An 18,419-nucleotide genomic window follows, 5' to 3' on the forward strand; every position below is an offset into this window, starting at 1 on the left:
CGTGTGCTGGATCGTGCGCTTACGGTGTGCAGTTGATGCTGTTGGTGGTCGCCTGGCTGCATGGGTGTTACGGCATCTGGTTTTGGTTGCGATTGAAACCATGGTTCGGAGCGTGGCGGAGCTTGCTGCTGAGCGCTGCCGTCCTGCTCCCGGTGCTCGCGCTTCTAGGCTTCTTACAGGGCGGACGGGAAGTGATCGCGCTCGCGCGAGATCCTGTCTGGCGCGCCGCGGCGACACGACCGACGATCGTTGGAACCGGACCGCAAAAACTTTGGCTCGCCGAACTGCGCAATGACTTTTTGCTCTTCGATGGCGGTGCGCTGCTGCTGGTGCTTGCCGCGCGGCTGGTGCGCACGGTGCGGGAACGCCAGGTCGGGCGGCTCGGCGTTCTGTATCCGGACGGGCGAAAAATATTTGCGCCGCGCGGATTTTCGGTACTTGAGACTAGCCGCATGGCCGGTGTTCCGCATGCCAGCATGTGTGGTGGGCGCGCCCGATGCACGTTGTGCCGGGTACGCGTGCTCAGCGATGTTCCGCTGCCCGCGCCTGCCGAAGCGGAGCGTCGCGTTCTGGAGCGACTGGGGGCTGATCCGCAGACAGTGCGCCTCGCCTGCCAATTGCGACCGGCCCATGACCTCTCCGTGTGGCCAATGGTGCCTCCCGCAGCATCGACGGCCTTCTTGCAGCGGCGCCAGCGGGACGTTATGCCGCAAGAGCGATTCGCGGCGTTCATGTTCGTGGATATGCGGGATTCCACGAGGCTTGCGGCGGCACAGTTACCGTTCGACACCATATTCTTGGCCAGCCGCTTCCTGAGTGCGGTCAGCTCTGCCGTAGTCCAGGCGGGCGGCCTGCCAAATCAGTTCCTGGGGGACGCAGTGCTCGCGATATTTGGCTTAAGCAGCGAGCCGTCGACCGCCTGTCGTCAGGCTCTCAGCGCAGTGCCGCTGGTGGCGGCCAATATTGACGAGCTCAGCGCTATGCTCGAGCAGCAGCTGCAAACGAAAATTCGCTTTGGGATCGGATTGCATTGCGGCGCGGCGGTAATGGGTGAGATTGGTTTTCGCGAGCACGTCACATTCACTGCAATTGGTGACCCGTTGAATGTGGCCTCGAGACTTGAGCAGTTGACAAAGGAGATCGCTTGCGAGGCGATCGTCTCAGAACAGGTCTTCCAGCATGCCGGCGTTCCGGCCGCAGGCCTGCCGCAGCTTGCCGCACGCCTGAGAGGCCGCGATGATCTGGTGCCCGTCCGTGTGCTGTCCAAGGCGGCGCAGATGCCTCGGGCCTGACCACGCCCGCGGCGCCACGCTCACAGACCGCGTAGTGTCGCTTGACACATCCGAACCGAAGGTCCCGTATTACCGCGAAGGACGAAACCGCTCGCGCGGTAAGGGGCTCCGGCCAACGTTAGTGGTCCCGGAGAGGAAACCGACTCTGTTTTCATGTTGAAGGGCGAGGCAATCCGCCTCGTCGTTCAACGGGAGCAGAGCCATGACTCACACCAGCCAGGATATCAGTCCGCTGCGCCAGCGCCTGATCGACGACATGCGCATGCGCAAGCTCGCACCGAAGACGCAAGCCGGTTATGTCCGCGTGGTCCGTCAGTTCGCCGCTTTTCTCGGGCGCCGGCCCGACACCGCCACGGTCGAGGACCTGCGGCGCTACCAGCTGCATCTGGTCGACCACGGCATCTCGCCCGTGTCGCTGAATGCCGCCATCACCGGACTGAAGTTCTTCTTCGAGATCACGCTCCACCAGCCCGAGCTGATGGCGAAGATGCAGCCGGTGCGCGTGCCCCGCACGCTACCGGTCGTGCTCAGCCCCGACGAAGTGGGCCGCCTGATCGCCGCCGCCGGCAACCTGAAGCACCAGACCGCGCTGTCGGTCGCCTACGGCACCGGCCTGCGCGCCAGTGAAGTGGTGGCGCTGAAGGTCGGCGACGTTGACAGCCAGCGCATGACGCTGCGTATCGAGCAGGGCAAGGGCCGCCGGGACCGCTACGCGATGCTCTCGCCGGTCCTGCTCGAACGCCTGCGTGTCTGGTGGCGCGTGGCCCACGCGCAGGGTCGCATGCTCAAGGGCGGATGGCTGTTCCCGGGGATGGATCCCGTCGACCCGCTGACCCCGAGGGACTGAACCGCGCCATCCATGCCGCCGCCGAGGCCGCGAACATCGACAAGCGCGTGTCCATGCACACGCTGCGTCACAGCTTTGCGACTCACCTGCTCGAACAGAAGGTCGATATCCGCCTGATCCAGGTCCTGCTCGGGCACCGCCAGCTCGAGACCACCGCACTCGTTTCTGCCGGCAACGGTAACAGGTCGATGGTTCCACCTGTACATGATCCTGGACCTGTATAGCCGCAAGATTGTCGGCTGGGAGGTGCACGACAGCGACGCGGCCGAACACGCTGCTCATCTCGTGCGTCGTACGGCGCTCTCCGAAGGCATTGCCGTCCTTGAGACCCGGCCGGTGCTGCACGGCGATAACGGTGCGACGCTCAAGGCCACGACCGTGCTGGCGATGCTCCACTGGCTGGGTGTCAAGCCGTCGTACTCGCGCCCCCGTGTCAGCGACGACAACGCCTACGCCGAGGCGCTGTTCCGAACCGCGAAGTACCGGCCGGAGTTTCCGGTCACAGGCTTCGAGGACCTGAACGCTGCTCGCACCTGGGCTGCCGGCTTCGTGCAGTGGTACAACTTCGAGCATCGTCATAGCGGCATCCGCTACGTGACACCTGCGCAGCGTCATGCCGGTGACGATCGTGCGCTTCTCGTGGCACGTCACGCACTGTACGCGAAGGCGCGCGCGTGCAATCCGGCCCGCTGGTCGCGTCACACGCGCAACTGGACACCGGTTGGTGCCGTGAAGCTTAACCCCGAACGTGACTCAGTCGTTGAGATGGCGTCGATCGGCGCAAATAAACAGCCTCTGGCTGCATGAGTGAGGCGACAACCTGCTTGATGCGCGCCGCACCGCGCGCGGCCTGCGCAGGGGCTTCGCCCGTGTAACCCTGATCGGCGAAGGCCACTTTCACGGTTTCTCCCGTTGCCTGCTGCACCTGGCGTGCCAGTTCTGCCACCTGTGCGCGCTCCTGCTCGTTGGCCGGTGTCACGTGTACGGCGAGCAACTGACCCAGCGTGTCGACCGCCATATGCACCTTGCTGCCACCCTTGCGCTTGTAGCCGTCATATCCTCCGCGTGGACCGCTCTCACATGTCGATTGCATCGTACGGCCATCAAGGATCACCGCGCTGGGCTGCCCCTGCCGCCCCTGCGCGACACGGATGATCGAACGAAGACCACTCACCATGCACTCGAAACAGCCGGCCGCCAGCCATCGCTGCGTCTGCTGGTACACCAGTTCCCGCGGCGGAAAGTTGGTCGGCAGCATTCGCCACGCAGCCCCAGCGCGAGCCATCCAGCGCAACGCATTGAACATCTCGCGCAACTCGTATTTGCGCTGCACTCTCATCCATCAACGTCAGATACGCTGCTACGAATCTCCATTCTTCGTCTGACACGTCTGTCGGGTAGGCTTTACGTTTCTCTCTTGTCATCCCTCCAGGGTGATATGACTTCTCGTGTCAATATGATCGGTTCTGTGTTTTCGATGTTTGAATTTCCTGAGGGCGACGTAGCAGTAAATCTCGACGGTGGATCAAGCTGATATCCGCGGATTGGCTACCGCATTACAGATGTCCGCCCAATGAGCCTTCCGCTACCTACCACCGCAATTCGGATGAGATCCGTTGCCTACCCTGGTCGCGGGTTACTCGTGTGCCGGGCTACGCCGCCTTCAGGAAACTCCTGCACGTGTCGTTACGGTGGATGCAGACGCAGGGCATTGCTGTACATCATGGCATCTGTGTCTCGCGCGGTATGGCCAGCGACAAGGAGAGCCGGCAGATGTCCCAGATGAATCCGCTGAGTTCACGGGCAACTGCGACTACGGCGATATTCTTCTGCTTGCCGCGCGCGACGAGTTTGCGATAGCGTCGGCACAAGCGCACCTGTGCGTCCCAGGCTCGATCTACAATCGGTTTAGGCAGACCTTCGTGACGACGCTGAATATCGGGGCTCACACGCGCAGGGTGGCGATAGCTCCATGCAGCTTCAACTAGCAGCTTTCTTGCATAACTGTTGCCGCTTTTAGTGATGCTGCCCTGACGACGCTTGCCGCCCGATGAGTGCTCGGACGGCGTCACCCCCAGCCACGCCATCAACTGGCGTGGGTGCACGAAGCGTGAGAGATCGCCCAGCTCGGCGAGCATGCCCACTGCCGTGGTGAACTGGACACCGCGCATTGCCTGCAGGCCCAGGACGGCGGGATAGAAGCGCCAGTTGACGACTGCCTCACGCAGCGCGGACTCCAGCCGGTCACATTGGGCGAGCCGGTCTTCGATCGCGCGACGTAGCTCTTCAAACGCAAACTGCTGCCACGCACTGTCGAAGCTGTATGCGCTCAGCCAGCGTCGGTGCGCCGGCCCCCAGTCGGCAGAGCCGGTGTAGCGCACGCCGTGCGACAGCAGAAAGGCTTTTACCCGTTGCCGTGCACGCTTGAGGTCGTCCTTGGCAATCACCCATGCGCGGGCCAGATCCCGGAATGCTTCATCGTCGATGCTGGGGACGTATACGGCCGACAGGTCGCCGGCACGCAGCGATCGGACGAGCTTGACGGCATCACGTCTGTCAGTCTTGATGTGCTCACCTGGCTTGCGGGGAATCAGCGAGGGCGCGCAGACCATGCACTGGAATTCTTTCTGGACAAGCTGCCGGTAAAGCCCATATCCGCACGGACCGGCTTCGTAGACGATGCTGACGCATCGCGCTTTAGATTGCAGTCTCTTGCACAACCGTTCCACGTCGGCCTGTGTAGTACCGATCTTGCCGAGCAGTTCAACCTCGCCCGAACCAATGGCATAGGCGACCGTGATCGAATCCTTATGAACATCAAGACCCACGTAAAGAGTGCTATCGTGCTCCATGCTGGCCTCCGCGTCGGAAATCGCCGGGTGCGGCACGTCCGCACCGTGCGGCTCTGACAGCAATGCTAACCCGCGTTTGATTCCGTTGCGGCAGGCCAGCCTCTGTCCCGCAGGAAGTCATACTGCCTACCAGGTTTTGATCGGAAGTTCCTTCTACCTTGCAGGCTCGCGGGATCGAATGTTCGGGTCAAGCGTTGCGAAATACCGGAGTACATCCGTGCGTCTCAACTGCTTGCACAACCATGTGGCCTTGCGGATCCACGGCGTGAAGCTGCAAAACATTCTTGGCCAGATCCAGTTCAATAGTCGCTATGTTCATGATGAACGCTCCTTTGCCGTGGACGTCACGACTTCTGCACTTTGGCATAAATCCTTTCGCCGCTTAGCGGGAGTCGTCCATCAGATCAGAACCGTTGACGCTTCCCCACAATAGCCCACTGCACATTCGTGTGCTCAATAGAGCGCTTACGGTTAAGCAATCTCGATCGGGCGCGCGCCGGGAGTCATTTGCGCGGGCGAGCGGAGCATTCGACCGGTGGAATCTGCAACTCGACAGCCATTCCGAAGCCAAAATAAAAAAGGGCAGCAGAGATTACTCTGCAGCCCCTTGACTCTCCAAGCGTCTGTCTATGCTTCGCGCGTTCGGAATTTTTGCTGCACTGTGGCTTCCGTCAACGCATCATCGCTACCTTCCTCCAGCGAAATATTCCGGGTTTCGCGTCCTTTGACCCACCAGATCGCGGCGGCCACCGGACCGGGCAGAGCAAGTGCGAGCAGCACGAGCAACGGTGCGGAAGGTGTGCCCGTCGTGCTAAAAGCACTCGTCAGTAGCAGCGGCGTAATCATTGCGCCCACTCGACCGAAAGCAACGGATACGCCCAAACCCGAAGCGCGTAGCCGTGTCGGCAGGATTTCAGCCGAAACCACGTAAGCCGAGATATAGCCCCACGTCACGCCAAACTGGATCAGGCAGTAACCGAACACCATGGAAGGCAGCGTTTGCGCAAAGTAGACCACCAGAATCGCAAGCACGGTGAACGTGTAGCTCGTGAAGAGAGATGAGCGGCGCCCCCACGACTCGAGCACACGAGATGCAAGCAGGCCACCGAGCAAAGCTGCTACGTTGCCGTAAACGTAGTAGATCGGCATCGCGGCGGCCGGCACTTTCATGTACGGCAGAATCACGAGCGCCATCAACGACAGTACGCCATATACAACGACGGCCTGCGAGAAGTTCAGCGCACTGGCAAGGCTGCACGGACCGCGATAGCGGCCAACCAGTTCACTCACGTTACGCCAGAACGTCGGGTGTGCAGGCACGATCGCGGTGGGTTCATAGCGTTTCTGCGCTTCGGTTGCCGCTGCGATTCCGGCGCCCTTTGCATACGCGGCAATCTCGTCGACGATCGCTTCGGCTTCGGTCACGCGCCCTTGCTGCAGAAGCCAGCGCGGCGATTCGGGGATCACGCGGCGAATCCAGAAGAAAATCAGCGCCATCGTGGTACCCAGGCCAAAACCAACGCGCCACGCGATGTCGGGTGGCAGCAGATTGAGCGCGTAGTACGAAACAATGGCCGACAACACGGCACCGAGCGGAAAACCAGACAGGATCAGCGCGTCGGTACGTCCGCGATTGCGGCGCGGAATGAATTCGCCCATGGTGGCCGTCACGGCAGAGTATTCGCCGCCCACGGCAAGCGCGGTCAGTGCGCGGAACAAAAGGAAGGAGTCGTAGTTCCACGCGAAGATGGTTGCCACGCTGAACGCGGCATACCAGAGGAGCGTAGCCAGGAACAGGCGTTTGCGGCCGAAGCGATCCGCGAGGTAGCCGAATGCGACCGCGCCGACCAGAATGCCGAGCACCCATACGCTCACGGCCAGCGAGCTTTGGGCCGCATCAAGGTGCCAAAGCGCCTTGATCGTGCCGAACACGCTACCGATGATATTGGTTTCAAACGAGTCAAGCGTCCAGCCCATTCCCAGCGCGACCGTCAGCAGACTGTGAAAGCGGGTCCACGGCATGTGATCGAGCCGGGTTAAGACGTCGGTCTTGATGGTGGTTCGGGAAGTCATGTCGATATGCTCCTTTCCTGATTCGATTCTCTATTCGTCATACTAACTAAAATGAAATATTTCAGACACATTCGAGTCATACCGCGCGGTTAATTAGCCATGGCGCGCCCCCTCGGACGGCGGTACATTGCCCGAATCAGCGCGTAGCACGTGGACCATGCCGTCATAAGCGATCAGAACGCCTTCCGGCATGATGTTTTCCGATTGCTCCAGTAGCCACGCATCGAGCGTATGGGATGCATGAGTCATCCAGGTACGCACTGGCCGCAGTTGCTCGACCAGCGCACAGGCGGTATCCCAGTCGTTGTGATTGGCCGGCTGAGCCCTCGGGGGAACGAGCAGTCGAGTGCGAGCGAGAACCGTCCCCATGTTCGCAGCCAGTCCAGCGTCGAAGATGGCAACCCGATCGTGTCGGTCAGATAGGCAAAGCGTTCGCCATTCAGCCCTTCGATCGCATAGCCGAACGTTGGTTTGGAATGGATCAGCGGCAACGCCGTGAATTTCAGGCCACCAATCTCGAAAGATCCGAATTTTTCCGCCTGATTGAATGCGAGCAGGCCCGGGTTGCGATACAGATCGGCGCAACCGTTGCTGTCTGGCGGAGCCCAGGTCGGCATGGGTTTCCCGAAGCCCCAGCGCAGATGGAACAATCCCTGCACGTGATCGGGGCGGAAATGCGTGAGTACGATCGCGTCGAGACTGCTGGGCGGAAAGCGTTCGGACAGGTCCATCAGCCCGGCATCGAGCAAAACGCGGGTGGTGTCCGTTTCGAGCAGAGCGCTGCAGGGACGACGGACGCAAGCGGGCACATGTCGCGCTTGTGTACACGCCGGGCAGTTGCAGCCGTAAAGCGGTACGCCGCCTGCCGCTCCGGTGCCGAGGAAGGTAACGCGCATCATGTTTGCTCCGCGTAACGGAGAATCAGCGAAACCAGTGCCTCCCCCGCCTGTTCGAGATCGCCGTCATTACGGATGATTTCCGCTTTGCCGGACAACTGCGCGAGCAGGTCGTTGCGCTGCAGGCGCTGCTCGACCTGCTCGACCGTTTCGCGGCCACGCGCCAGAAGGCGTTCACGCAGTACCGCCTGCGGTACTGCGATTTCCACCGGCACGAGGTACGGGTAGCGTGCGCGCGCCTGCGGCAGATATTCGCGCGACCCGTTCATCACGACGGTGAGACCCTTGTCCAGCCAGTGGTCGATCTCGGCCCCGATGCCGTATTGCAGCCCGTTGCTCGCCCAGTTCAGCGCGAACAGGTCCGAACCGCTACGTGCCGCGAACTCTTCCGGGCTCAGGGCGACGTGGTTTTCGCCACCGGCGTCTGCTGCGCGCGTGATGTAGCGATGAGCAAAGCAGATCGCGGCGTGGCCGGACAGCTGTTCGCGCGCATAGCGCAACAGACTGTCCTTGCCGCTGCCGGATGGGCCGCTCACGTGGATTAGCTTGCCTGACATCGAAGCGGCCTCAGTGATGCACGCGGCTCGCGCCGAGTACGAGCTTGCCGCGAGACCACACCTGGTCGGCATGCGGCAGGCCGCCTATGCGCTGGACTGCAACCAGATCGGCACGCTGTCCCACCGCGATCTCACCGCGGTCGCTTAGCCCGGCTGCGCGCGCAGGATTGCGCGTCACGAGAGTTATCGCGTGCGCGAGCGAAACGTCTGCGACCTCCGGCAGCCTGAACGTGGCCGGCAGCAACGAGGCTGGCGAGTAGTCGCCGCACAGGCAGTCCGCGACGCCTGCTAGCACGGCATCGAGCGCGCGCATGTTGCCCGACTGCGACTTGCCGCGCAGGATGTTCGGCGCGCGGAACAGCGTGGCAATGCCGTGGCCCCTCGCGGCCTGGGCCGTTTCGAGGTTGATCGGGAACTCGGAGATCGTCGCACCGAGTTCGCGCACCACGTCGACCTTGGCGGCCGAATCGTCGTCGTGGCTTGCAATCGCGACACCCCTCGCGCGTGCCAGCGCAGCGAGTTGCTGCATGCGCTCGAGCGCGCCTTTGGCAGCTTCTCGCTTCTGTTTCATGATTTCGTCGAGCGTGGCATCGTCAGCCTTGTAGGCGTTCGCAAGATAGTTGCGGAACGACTCCACGTCGCGAAACTGACCCTGGCCCGGGCTGTGATCCATGAACGAGATCAGGTCGATCACGCCTTCGTCCATCAGGGACGTCAGAACTGGTGGCGCGGTGACATCAGTCACCTCGAAGCGTGCATGGAATCTGTTATCGATCAGCGCATGCGCTTGCCACGCGAGAATCGAGCGGCCAAGTCCGGCTGCCGTTTCGTTGTTGCGCACGCCGAACTCGCGATTCGCAAAAGACAGCGCATGAAATACCGTGGTGATGCCGGCAGACGCGTTGCGTTTGTCCGCCTGCGCGCAGGCGAAGTCGAACGGAAAATACACGCCCGGACGGGGTTCGGCCTCTTTTTCCAGCGAGTCGCAGTGCAGGTCGATCATTCCCGGAATCAGCATATGGTCTTCCAGATCGATCACGGTCGCTCCGGCCGTATGCTCGGGGTCGAGTGCCGCGATTTTGCCGTCCTCGATGAGCACGGCAAGTCGCTCGCGCACTTCGTCGGCGAGAACGACGGTTGCGTTCGTCAGAAGTTGGCGGCTCATTGCGTTATTGCTTCCGAAAGAGAGGGCGGGACAACCGGCGGCGCCAGTTCGATTACATGGTCGGCAAGGCGTGCTACCAGGTCCGGGTGGTGGAAGATGGCGAGCATCGCCACACCTTCCGCCTTGATCGCCTGCAGGATTTCCACGATCTTGCCGGTGGTGCGAGGATCGAGGCTTGCGGTCGGCTCGTCGAGCAGTAGCAGGCGCGGGCGAGCGACCAGGCCACGCGCGAGGTTGACGCGCTGCTTTTCACCACCCGAGAAGGTCGCAGGCGGCACTTCCCAAAGACGCTCGGGCACGTTCAGCGCATCGAGCAGTCCACGCGCGTTGTCGCGCGCTTCGGCACGCGTCGCGCCGCGCACGAGCAGAGGCTCGGCCACGACATCGACAGCGGCCTTGCGCGGCAGGCAGTGCAGGAACTGCGTGACGAAGCCGATCTGGTGCTTGCGCAGCGCGAGCACGTCGTGCTCCGACGCCTGCGCGAGATCGACGGTCTCACCCGCTTCAGTACGGAACAGCACGCTTCCAGCGCTCGGCAGATAACTACGGTAGATGCATTTGAGCACCGACGATTTGCCCGCACCGGTCGGGCCGATCAGCGCGGACAGGGCACCGGGCTCAACGGCAAACGAGACGTTCGCACAGGACGGGATGGTCTTGCGCTGATCGTGCAGCGTGAAATGCTTGCTCAGGTTTTTAACGGTCAGGATCGCGGACATCGGTTTACCTCAGAGTGCGGAGGCCACGAGCCGCTGCGTGTACGCATGCTGCGGGTCTTCGAGGATCTGGTCGGTCAAACCCGACTCGATGATGCGGCCATACTTCATCACGATCGTGCGGCCCGCCAGCAAGCGGATCACGCCGAGATCGTGCGTGACGGCGATCATCGCCGTGCCGAGTTCCTGCTGGATTTCGAGGATCAGGTCGAGGATGCGCGCCTGCACCGACAGATCGAGGCCGGTGGTCACTTCATCGAGGAACAGTAGCGGCGGACGGGTCGCGAGTGCTTTCGCGATCTGCACGCGCTGTTGCATGCCGCCAGAAAACTTCTTCGGCGACTCGTCCATGCGCTCCGGCAGTACTTCGGTGCGCGAGAGCAGCTCGCGTGCGCGTTGCCGGATCTCGCCGAATAGCGTCACGTCGTTCATCAAGAGGCGCTCGGCGATGTTCCCGCCCGCCGACACATTGAAGTTCAGGCCGAGGTGCGGATTCTGGTACACCATGCCGAAACGGTGGTTGCGTAACCAGCGCTGTTCGGCGGCATTCGCTGCGAACAGGTTCCAGTCATTGTCTTCATCGAAGAAACACGCCGTACCCGCGGTCGGCTTTTCATCGAAATACAGCGTTTTGACGACGGTCGACTTGCCCGAGCCCGACTCACCCATGATGCCGAGGATCTCGCCCGGCCGCAGGTCGAAACTGACGTCGTGGGCAGCCACCACCGAACCGCAATGCGCGCAGATGTTGGTGTCCTGTTCCGGTCCGGTGCTCTCGATGCAGCGCTCGCAGCCTGCGCCGTGAATCTTGGTCAAACCGCGCACTTGAAGAATGGGGCTCACTGGGCAGCTCCTTCAGTCGTTGCCGTGGCCTTCTCATCAGTGCGGCCGGCGCGATAGTCGTTGCAATAGTCCGAATCGGAGCATTGGTACAGCTTGTCGCCGTCGTCTCCGATGATCTCGTCGAGAAAGCTCCCGGTCGAGCCGCAACGCGCGCAGGCGCGGCGCTTACCGTGCTCATCGTGGAAGTCCTCCGTACGGAACGGCACGTCGTCGAACGCGAGCGGATCCGCGCTCGTATAGGGCGGCACTGCGTAGATCTTCTTTTCGCGGCCCGCACCGAGCAGCACGAGCGCGGCCGACCTGTTCAGCTGCCGCACGTCGTAGCGCGGGATCGGGCTCGCGTCGATCACGTAATGGCCGTTGATGCGCGTCGGATAGCGATGCGAGATCGTGATCTCGTCGAACTGCACGAGGTCTTCGTACAGCTTCGTCAGCAGCCGCGAATAGTCGCCTTCGCCATGCATGGTCTTGCGACGCGCTTCGGACGGTTCCACCACGACCAGTGGATCGGGGTATGGCACCTGCAAAACGAGAATCTGCTGCTCCGTCAACGCGGTTTCGGGAATCCGGTGGCGAGACTGGATCAGCGTAGCTTCGCTGGTGTGCTCGGTGGTCTGTACGCCCTCGCAGGTGAGTTCGACGAAGTGACGCAAATTGACCGCGTTGACCGAGTCATCGGAACCCTGGTCGATCACCTTGAGCGTATCGTCCGGACCGACGAGGGACAGCGTGAGCTGCAGACCGCCCGTCCCGAAACCGCGACCCATCGGCATTTCGCGCGAGGCATACGGCGTCTGGTAGCCGGGTACGCAGATCGCCTTGATCACCGCGCGGCGGATCTCGCGCTTCGCGTACTCATCGAGAAAGCCAAAGTTGTAACCCGCCTCGTCGAGCGGCAATTCGTAGAGGTCGTTCATAGCTCGACTCCTTGTACATCCTGTTCGGTCTGCTTGCCCGCAGCCTTTCCCTGGGTCGTGCGCAGCCGATCCATGTCCGACTGGAACGTGACGTAATGCGGCATCTTGTAGTGACTCGCGAAACCCATCGAATCCACACCGTCGATATGCAGCAGCACGAACTCGGGATCCTCCGACGGATTGGTCGGACCGTTACGCATGCCGTTCTGCAGCGAGCGGTCAAGCACGGCCATCGAGATTGCCTTGACTTCGTTGTGGCCGAAACATGCGCCATAGCCGAGGGTGAAGACAGGTGGGCCGCCGCCGTCGTCGTCCTCGTACATCGCCACCATCTCGCACTCGGTCATCAGGACCTCGCCGGCTTCGACCAGTTCGCCCGTGACCGGATGCGGAATCCGCACAGGCACATAGCCCACGCGCAGTTCGGCCACCGTCGGGTGAACATCGCCATAGCCGCGCATGTTCGAGTACGCGATCGCGAGCAGTGAGCCGGTTTCGGCGCGCGCCATCGTCGCGAGCGCGGCGGAACGCGACACCGGGAAAATCAGCGGATCACGCGTGACATCGAACGGCTCCCCCTGCGATGGTTGGAGCGTCGGCAGCAGCCCCTCCGCGCGCAGCGCATCGACGACCTTCGGGAAGGTGTCGGGCAGATCGCTTTCGTCGATCGAGTCGAGGAACGTCCGTGCAACCGAACGGAATGCTTCCGGCGATTCGTTGGCGAGGTCGAGGCGCATCAGGCGCAGCGCGTAGTCGTTGGTTGGGCCGAGCATCTGACCGCCCGGAATGTCCTTGAACGCGCTGGAAATACGGCGGATCACGCGCATTTCGCCCGTATGCTGTACGGGCGCCTCGAGCAATCGAGGCTTGGTCGATCGATAGCCACGCAGCGCGAACGCTGCCTCGAGCGTATCGCCCTGCATCTGCTTGATCGCGAGCGCGGCGAGCCGCGGGTGATACAGACCGCCTTCCGACACCACCCGCGAGGTCAGGGAGCGAAGTTGATGTTCGATCGTCTGCAGCGTCAGCGGCGTGCCGTGTTCGCCCTCGGCCGTGCGCAGCGCGTCGACGACACGTTCAGTGCCCTGGATTGCCCGGCCGCCGCCCTTGATAGCCACATAACCCATTATCGGCCTCCTTCTACGGCAACCTTGATCGTGCGCGGCAGCGCGACTACGCTGCGCTCGTCCAGCAGCACCATATCGACGCCGAGCGGGAAGGCGCTGTTCCAGCGCTTGCGCAGCTTCCACCAAAGCGGGTCGACACCCGACATCTGCAGCGAAATGCTGCTTTGAATGCCGGGACCGCTGAGGACAAGCCCGGAACCTTGCGTGATCTCGTCCGCCACCAGTAGGAGTGTTGCGCCGTTCTCGGGGCTGTCGAGCGTGCCGCATGCAAGCTCGACAGCGGGTACTTTTCTGCCCGGCATCACGACGAATTGGGCCTGATCTGCACTGGCTGACTTTGCACCGAGTCGCTGAAGGTCTGCGGCATCAACCAGCTCGCAAGGATCGGCCAGCGTCGTTGCTGGATCGGCCAGCGTGGCAAGCACGAGGGGCAGCACATGCGCGGCCTGTGTCTGCAGTTCGCTGATTCGGCCCGGATAGGAAAATGCGTCCAGGATGCGGCGAAAGGCGCGTTGCTGAACCGGCGGGGTCCAGTCGGCCGGGTGCGAGACGATACGCGTCTGCAGCTCATTCATCATCGTCCTCCTGCGCGGCGAGCAACGCGAAGTCCACGCGCGTTGCCGCCAGCAACTTCTTGCGGTCGGCTGCGGTTGCTTCGACGCTCCGCTCGCCTTCGCGAAGCAGCTCCAGCGCGGCGTCATGTCCCGGCCACGCGGCTGCCGTTACCGCGTCGAGAATCGCGAGCGCACGAATCAGGCTGGTACGGTCATCCATCACGATCGCCGCGCCTTCGGCGGTGCCGCCTTGTGGGTCGGTCAGGCGCACATGCGCCTTGGCGAGCGGAATCTCGCCGAGGTAATAGGTCTCGCCCAGGGCAGCGTCGGTGAGCGGCACCAACGCGAGGCCGGATTGCGGGATTTCCAGGTCTTCCACCTGGAATTGCTCACAGATGCGATGCGCGAGTACGCGAATGCGCTCTACCGGAACGTTCGTCCAGTAGCGCATCCAGTCGCCGCGCGCAGGCTGCGTCCCCATTGTCTTCATGAGCAGTCCTTCAGAATATCCATATGGCTGGATAAATATAAAAAAAATCCGTTAGGTTTCCTGGCAGATCGCAAGGGCACCGGTGGCCAGAACTTCAGGCGCGGCAGTGCCCTGCTGCCGTTACAGCAGCGGAATACGCAACTGAACGCGATCTGCGCGGAATCGGGTAATCACATACTCGATCGGGTGGTTGTCGCGCTCATCCACGTTCACGCTCTTGACCCGCAAGACCGGTCGGTTTTGCGGCATGCCAAGGATTTGCGCATCGTCCCCTTGGGGCAGCACTGCGGTCACGGCGCTATCAACGCGGCGGAGCCGGCAGCCGTACTCTGCGCTCAGAAAAGCGTGAAGCGAGTCGCCTTGATATCGGACCAGCAGATCGGGGAAGGGATGTACTGGCAAAAAATGCGAAATGACACACATCGGCTTGCCGTCCACGCTTCGTAACGTCTCCAGCCAATGCACGGGCTCGCCTTCCAATATGGCAAGGCGTTCGGCAACGCGCATACTGGCAGGCAAGGTCTGCTTGCGAAGGATGCGGTTTCCGGCCTGCAAACCTTGAGCGTTCAGGTTTTCGGTAAAGCGGGTGGACTTACCGATCTGGTAGTCGATCTGGTTGTCGAGCACCAGGATGCCGCGGCCATGGCGGCGCTCCACCAGGCCGGCATCGACCAACTCGTCGATGGCGCGACGGAGCGTGTGCCGGTTCACCCCAAAGCGCGAAGCAAGCTCGCCCTCGGATGGCAGGTAGTCGCCCGGTGCGTAGAGATTGACGATCTCCTGTTCCAGTTGCCGTGCGATCTGGGCATACAAGGATTCGCCCTGCTCTCGACTGACAGCGTACAAGCTCATATGCGGTTATCTAGATAAGTGGATAACCGAATCCTACAAAGAGTCTGTGACAGATATGTGAGGAGGGATGGCAGCTTGTCGGAGCCAGCTGACGACTTTAAATCCATCTCGTTATACAGAGATCGCCGTTCTGGAGAGGATGTTCGGTAGCAAAGCTGCCAGAAGGGAGTTGGTAATGACGTCGATTCCGCGTTTATTCTCGGATTTCCCCGGGCGGTCACCCAAACGAGCTTTCGGTTCTCCACTATGTCCCCGAGCAGATAAATCACGCGGTCGTATTGGACCGTGAGCGCCTTGGTCACCTTGCGCGACTCACGCCAGGTGAGCAGCAGGTCCAGGTCCTCGTCGGCGCGCAGCGACCGATGCGCATCGAACGCGCTCTTGGGCGCCTTGGCAAAACGCGTGTTGTAGGCGGCGATGAAAGAGGGGGCGTACGCATTGGCATCCGCGTACCGTGGCGATGCCGCGCAGCTGCAGCTCTTTGACCAGGCGATCTTGCAGCGTTAAATGCGCGCGCTCGACGCGCCCCTTGGCCGAGCTGCTGTTGGCGCACCAGGTCGACGTTCAGTTCGTACATCGCGGGGCCACACGGCCACGCCCGGCGAGGGCGTGACGCACTTTTGAGGTCTTGGCTGGTCGCTGTTCCGGTTGGTTAGGCAGCCAGCGACGAGTCGTCAAGCCGCAATGTAATACCGGGGCTCAAGAGTCCAAAGCCAAATTCTACGGTTTGACCAGACGCGGGCGTCGCCAGCCGCAGGAAGAGGTTGACATGCTGCACATCGCCACCGGCCTTGTATTTCGAGCATCCATTCTCGACAAGACGCGAATGCCCGCGTTGACGCCGACACCAGTAATGCCTACTGGTAAAAATTCAAAATAAAATGCAAGTTCGATGACACCTGAAGGGCGGAGGCTGCACGATTTCGCAAGGAATGAAAGGCACCTGCAACCCAGAGATCAAAAGACAGGAGACGGAAGTGCACAAGAGAATTGCTGAATGCATGCTGGGTGTCTTGCTGCCGTGCGTAGCGCACGCTCAGTCGAGCGTCACGCTTTACGGCGTTGCTGACGTGTTTTACGGTTACTTCAAGAACTCCGCAACAAGCGTGAGCAGCCTCAATTCGGGCGGACTGGGCGGATCACGATGGGGCATTCGCGCCAAGGAGGATCTTGGCGGCGGCGTGACTGCAATTGCAGTTCTTGAAAGCGGCTTCAACATTAACAATGGAACGCTCGGGCAGGGCGGTCGGGAGTTTGGCCGCCAGGCGTATGTCGGCATCGACAGCCAGTGGGGAACGCTCGTGGGGGGGCGCTTGCAGACGGCAGGCTACGTATGGGGCACGACGTTCGACCCGATCTTGATGTCTGCAGGATCGGTCCTGGGGTCGATGACCGGCGAGGAACCGCGACCGTGGATCTTCAACCCGCTGCAGGATCCCGCCCGCCAGGACAATGCGCTGCAATACAGCTCGCCCACCTGGCATGGCCTCAGCGCGACCCTGGGCTACTCGTTTGGCTCAAACCAGGGCGCCGCCACGAATACGAAGTATCAGATCGGCACGCTGTGGTATGCGAATGGCGGCCTGGTCGCCAGCTACGGACTGGGCCGCAGTCTCACCGTGGCGCCCGGTGGCGACGCCAACACCCTGGAACATGCGTTTGGCGTCAAATACCGGTTCGACTGGCTTTCCCTGTATGGCACGTATCAGTTGCGGCGAAACAATCCTGGATTTACCGACAAGGCATGGCAAGCGGGCTTCACGGTGCCGACAGGGGCCGTGGGTATGTTCGGCTTTGCGTACGGCGGACTGAGCGACGAGAACCAGGTCCGCTCGCAAAACTGGAGCGTGCGCTCATTCGCAGTCAGCTATACGTATTATCTTTCGAAGACCACTTCGCTCTATGGCTTCTATAAGAAGCTCTGGAATCGCGGAGTCGCGAAGCAGACCATCTTCCCACCCGGCGGCTTGCCCGCGCCCACCACGTACGATGAACATGTGTCCGCTATCGGCATCGGCATGCAGATGCGGTTCTGAACCCTGTTGGGAAATGCGGAAATGGTCATCGGGCATTCGGCTATAGCCGTGCCCTCGAGAGCCCGGGCGACCTCGACATCAATGCGATGCGCAACTGCATTGGTGCATCGTTTGCGGTCATGCGCAGTGGGCGATCAAGCTTCGTTGACGAGCGAGGCTTGATGTACCCTCGCCTCGTGGCACCACGGTCCTCGGCCGGTAATAAATAAATGTAGCGCCCCCGGGCGGCCCAATCAGGAAGGGCTCGGACGCCTTGCGCCGTCGACAATCAGGATATAATTTCGTATTGAATACAACTCTTGGGCGGTCATCGTGACAATTACAGAACTTGATGGGGTCGACTTCCCGTCCCAGATCGCGTCGGAGATGCGCAAACTGATCAATCGCGGAACACTCGCGCCGGGCTTGCAACTTCGCCAGTCCGATCTGGCCGAACGTTTTGGCATCAGTCGCGTGCCAGTGCGCGAAGCGCTAAAGCTTCTGGCAGCTGAGGGCATCATCGAACACGACCCGAATCGTGGGTTTTTCGTGGCGCCCTTGTCCAGTGACGAGGCACGTCAACTCTATCGGATGCGCCATCTGCTTGAATCCGAGTTGCTCGCCACCATTGTCTGGCCCAACCCGCCCCAGTTGAAGAGCCTCAAGGCGATGGTGGCCGAGCTCAACCAGTTACTGGCAAGCGGCTCGCGCGACGCCTGGATTGAGCGCCACCGGGCGTTTCACGACGCGATCTTCGATCTGTCAGAAAACAAGATCCTAAAGCGTGAAGCATTGCGGCTGATGCGCCTGACCGATCGGTATCGCTCGTTGGCGGCGGACATCACGCGCCAAGGTACGCACCTCGACGCGCGAATCGAGGAACAGCTTCTCAAGGCATTGTCGGCGAAAGATCGCAAACTGCTCCTGAGCACCTACGACAAGGGCCGCGCCATCGTGCTCCAAGGCTTGATGGCGGTTTTGGCTGCGCGCGGCGTTTAGGAATGTTCATTAAGGGGCCGCCGGGATCAGGCTGGTCCGCGGCGCGCCCGTTTCGCTGCTTCTAGAACCGCAACTGCATCCCGGCAGCGGGGACCGACTGGATCTTGCCCGCCGCCGCGGTGCCAATTTCGGCAGGGTAAGCGCCGTTCGTAGGTAAGCGGTAAGCCATGGGCGTTATAGATCTCGCGTAGAGGCGATCGCACAATGCTCTTCGTTCAATTCGA

General features: G+C 61.5%; 17 protein-coding genes and 4 pseudogenes. 5 read left to right on the forward strand and 16 right to left on the reverse strand.

Translation table 11 applies throughout. The features are described 5' to 3' along the window. The first annotated feature begins 35 nt into the window (after positions 1 to 35). The 3 genes and pseudogenes from OKW39_RS24525 to OKW39_RS24535 form a co-directional block, all read left to right on the forward strand. The gene (locus OKW39_RS24525) at positions 36 to 1,292 is read left to right on the forward strand and encodes an adenylate/guanylate cyclase domain-containing protein (protein ID WP_429563912.1); all 1,257 of its coding nucleotides are present in this window, start codon (positions 36 to 38) and stop codon (positions 1,290 to 1,292) included. A gap of 202 nt (positions 1,293 to 1,494) precedes the next feature. Further along, a pseudogene (locus OKW39_RS24530) lies at positions 1,495 to 2,363 on the forward strand (tyrosine-type recombinase/integrase). Next, positions 2,299 to 2,946: pseudogene (locus OKW39_RS24535) on the forward strand (transposase); the annotation flags it as partial. The pseudogenes OKW39_RS24530 and OKW39_RS24535, both read left to right, overlap by 65 nt. A gap of 7 nt (positions 2,947 to 2,953) precedes the next feature. Here OKW39_RS24535 and OKW39_RS24540 read toward each other — a convergent pair. The 16 genes and pseudogenes from OKW39_RS24540 to OKW39_RS24615 form a co-directional block, all read right to left on the reverse strand. Continuing rightward, positions 2,954 to 3,563, reverse strand: a pseudogene (locus OKW39_RS24540) (IS5 family transposase); the annotation flags it as partial. A 297-nt stretch (positions 3,564 to 3,860) separates the two neighbouring features. Then, positions 3,861 to 4,991, reverse strand: coding sequence for an IS110 family transposase (locus OKW39_RS24545; protein ID WP_090812607.1), 1,131 nt, complete (start codon positions 4,989 to 4,991; stop codon positions 3,861 to 3,863). 187 nt (positions 4,992 to 5,178) lie between these two features. Continuing rightward, positions 5,179 to 5,310: a hypothetical protein gene (locus OKW39_RS24550; protein ID WP_429332106.1), complete on the reverse strand. Its 132-nt coding sequence runs from the start codon at positions 5,308 to 5,310 to the stop codon at positions 5,179 to 5,181. 308 nt (positions 5,311 to 5,618) lie between these two features. After that, positions 5,619 to 7,064 (reverse strand): MFS transporter, encoded by a 1,446-nt coding sequence (locus OKW39_RS24555; protein WP_429359910.1) that lies wholly within the window; start codon positions 7,062 to 7,064, stop codon positions 5,619 to 5,621. 93 nt (positions 7,065 to 7,157) lie between these two features. After that, positions 7,158 to 7,313 (reverse strand): hypothetical protein, encoded by a 156-nt coding sequence (locus OKW39_RS24560; RefSeq protein WP_429332108.1) that lies wholly within the window; start codon positions 7,311 to 7,313, stop codon positions 7,158 to 7,160. Then, a complete protein-coding gene (locus OKW39_RS24565; protein ID WP_429563913.1) occupies positions 7,310 to 7,963 on the reverse strand; it encodes an MBL fold metallo-hydrolase in 654 nt (217 codons plus the stop codon). Before OKW39_RS24565 ends, OKW39_RS24560 begins: the two co-directional genes overlap by 4 nt. Continuing rightward, positions 7,960 to 8,517 (reverse strand): phosphonate metabolism protein/1,5-bisphosphokinase (PRPP-forming) PhnN, encoded by a 558-nt coding sequence (gene phnN / locus OKW39_RS24570; protein ID WP_429332110.1) that lies wholly within the window; start codon positions 8,515 to 8,517, stop codon positions 7,960 to 7,962. The genes OKW39_RS24565 and phnN overlap by 4 nt, the downstream gene beginning before the upstream one ends. Positions 8,518 to 8,527: 10 nt before the next feature. Further along, positions 8,528 to 9,682: an alpha-D-ribose 1-methylphosphonate 5-triphosphate diphosphatase gene (locus tag OKW39_RS24575; protein ID WP_429563914.1), complete on the reverse strand. Its 1,155-nt coding sequence runs from the start codon at positions 9,680 to 9,682 to the stop codon at positions 8,528 to 8,530. Then, positions 9,679 to 10,401: a phosphonate C-P lyase system protein PhnL gene (gene phnL, locus OKW39_RS24580; protein ID WP_429332112.1), complete on the reverse strand. Its 723-nt coding sequence runs from the start codon at positions 10,399 to 10,401 to the stop codon at positions 9,679 to 9,681. The genes OKW39_RS24575 and phnL overlap by 4 nt, the downstream gene beginning before the upstream one ends. Positions 10,402 to 10,410: 9 nt before the next feature. Beyond that, positions 10,411 to 11,241 carry an ATP-binding cassette domain-containing protein gene (locus OKW39_RS24585; RefSeq protein WP_429332113.1) on the reverse strand — a complete coding sequence of 277 codons (831 nt, stop codon included), beginning with the start codon at positions 11,239 to 11,241 and terminating at the stop codon, positions 10,411 to 10,413. Continuing rightward, positions 11,238 to 12,158: an alpha-D-ribose 1-methylphosphonate 5-phosphate C-P-lyase PhnJ gene (locus OKW39_RS24590; RefSeq protein WP_429563915.1), complete on the reverse strand. Its 921-nt coding sequence runs from the start codon at positions 12,156 to 12,158 to the stop codon at positions 11,238 to 11,240. Before OKW39_RS24590 ends, OKW39_RS24585 begins: the two co-directional genes overlap by 4 nt. Continuing rightward, positions 12,155 to 13,285 carry a carbon-phosphorus lyase complex subunit PhnI gene (locus OKW39_RS24595; protein ID WP_429563916.1) on the reverse strand — a complete coding sequence of 377 codons (1,131 nt, stop codon included), beginning with the start codon at positions 13,283 to 13,285 and terminating at the stop codon, positions 12,155 to 12,157. Before OKW39_RS24595 ends, OKW39_RS24590 begins: the two co-directional genes overlap by 4 nt. Beyond that, complete coding sequence (phnH, locus tag OKW39_RS24600; RefSeq protein WP_429359900.1) at positions 13,285 to 13,860, reverse strand: phosphonate C-P lyase system protein PhnH; 576 nt, start codon at positions 13,858 to 13,860, stop codon at positions 13,285 to 13,287. The genes OKW39_RS24595 and phnH overlap by 1 nt, the downstream gene beginning before the upstream one ends. Beyond that, positions 13,853 to 14,329 (reverse strand): phosphonate C-P lyase system protein PhnG, encoded by a 477-nt coding sequence (phnG, locus tag OKW39_RS24605; protein ID WP_429332117.1) that lies wholly within the window; start codon positions 14,327 to 14,329, stop codon positions 13,853 to 13,855. Before phnG ends, phnH begins: the two co-directional genes overlap by 8 nt. A gap of 120 nt (positions 14,330 to 14,449) precedes the next feature. Continuing rightward, the gene (gene phnF, locus OKW39_RS24610; RefSeq protein ID WP_429332118.1) at positions 14,450 to 15,181 is read right to left on the reverse strand and encodes a phosphonate metabolism transcriptional regulator PhnF; all 732 of its coding nucleotides are present in this window, start codon (positions 15,179 to 15,181) and stop codon (positions 14,450 to 14,452) included. Between the two features lie 224 nt (positions 15,182 to 15,405). Continuing rightward, positions 15,406 to 15,767, reverse strand: a pseudogene (locus tag OKW39_RS24615) (ISNCY family transposase); the annotation flags it as partial. Between the two features lie 391 nt (positions 15,768 to 16,158). Between OKW39_RS24615 and OKW39_RS24620 the strand changes: the two are divergent. Continuing rightward, positions 16,159 to 17,217 (forward strand): porin, encoded by a 1,059-nt coding sequence (locus OKW39_RS24620; RefSeq protein ID WP_429563917.1) that lies wholly within the window; start codon positions 16,159 to 16,161, stop codon positions 17,215 to 17,217. A 312-nt stretch (positions 17,218 to 17,529) separates the two neighbouring features. Beyond that, a complete protein-coding gene (locus OKW39_RS24625; RefSeq protein WP_184062864.1) occupies positions 17,530 to 18,195 on the forward strand; it encodes a GntR family transcriptional regulator in 666 nt (221 codons plus the stop codon). The last annotated feature ends 224 nt before the right edge of the window (positions 18,196 to 18,419 follow it).

It is taken from the genome of Paraburkholderia sp. MM6662-R1 (assembly GCF_050436245.1).
Classification (GTDB): domain Bacteria; phylum Pseudomonadota; class Gammaproteobacteria; order Burkholderiales; family Burkholderiaceae; genus Paraburkholderia; species Paraburkholderia tuberum.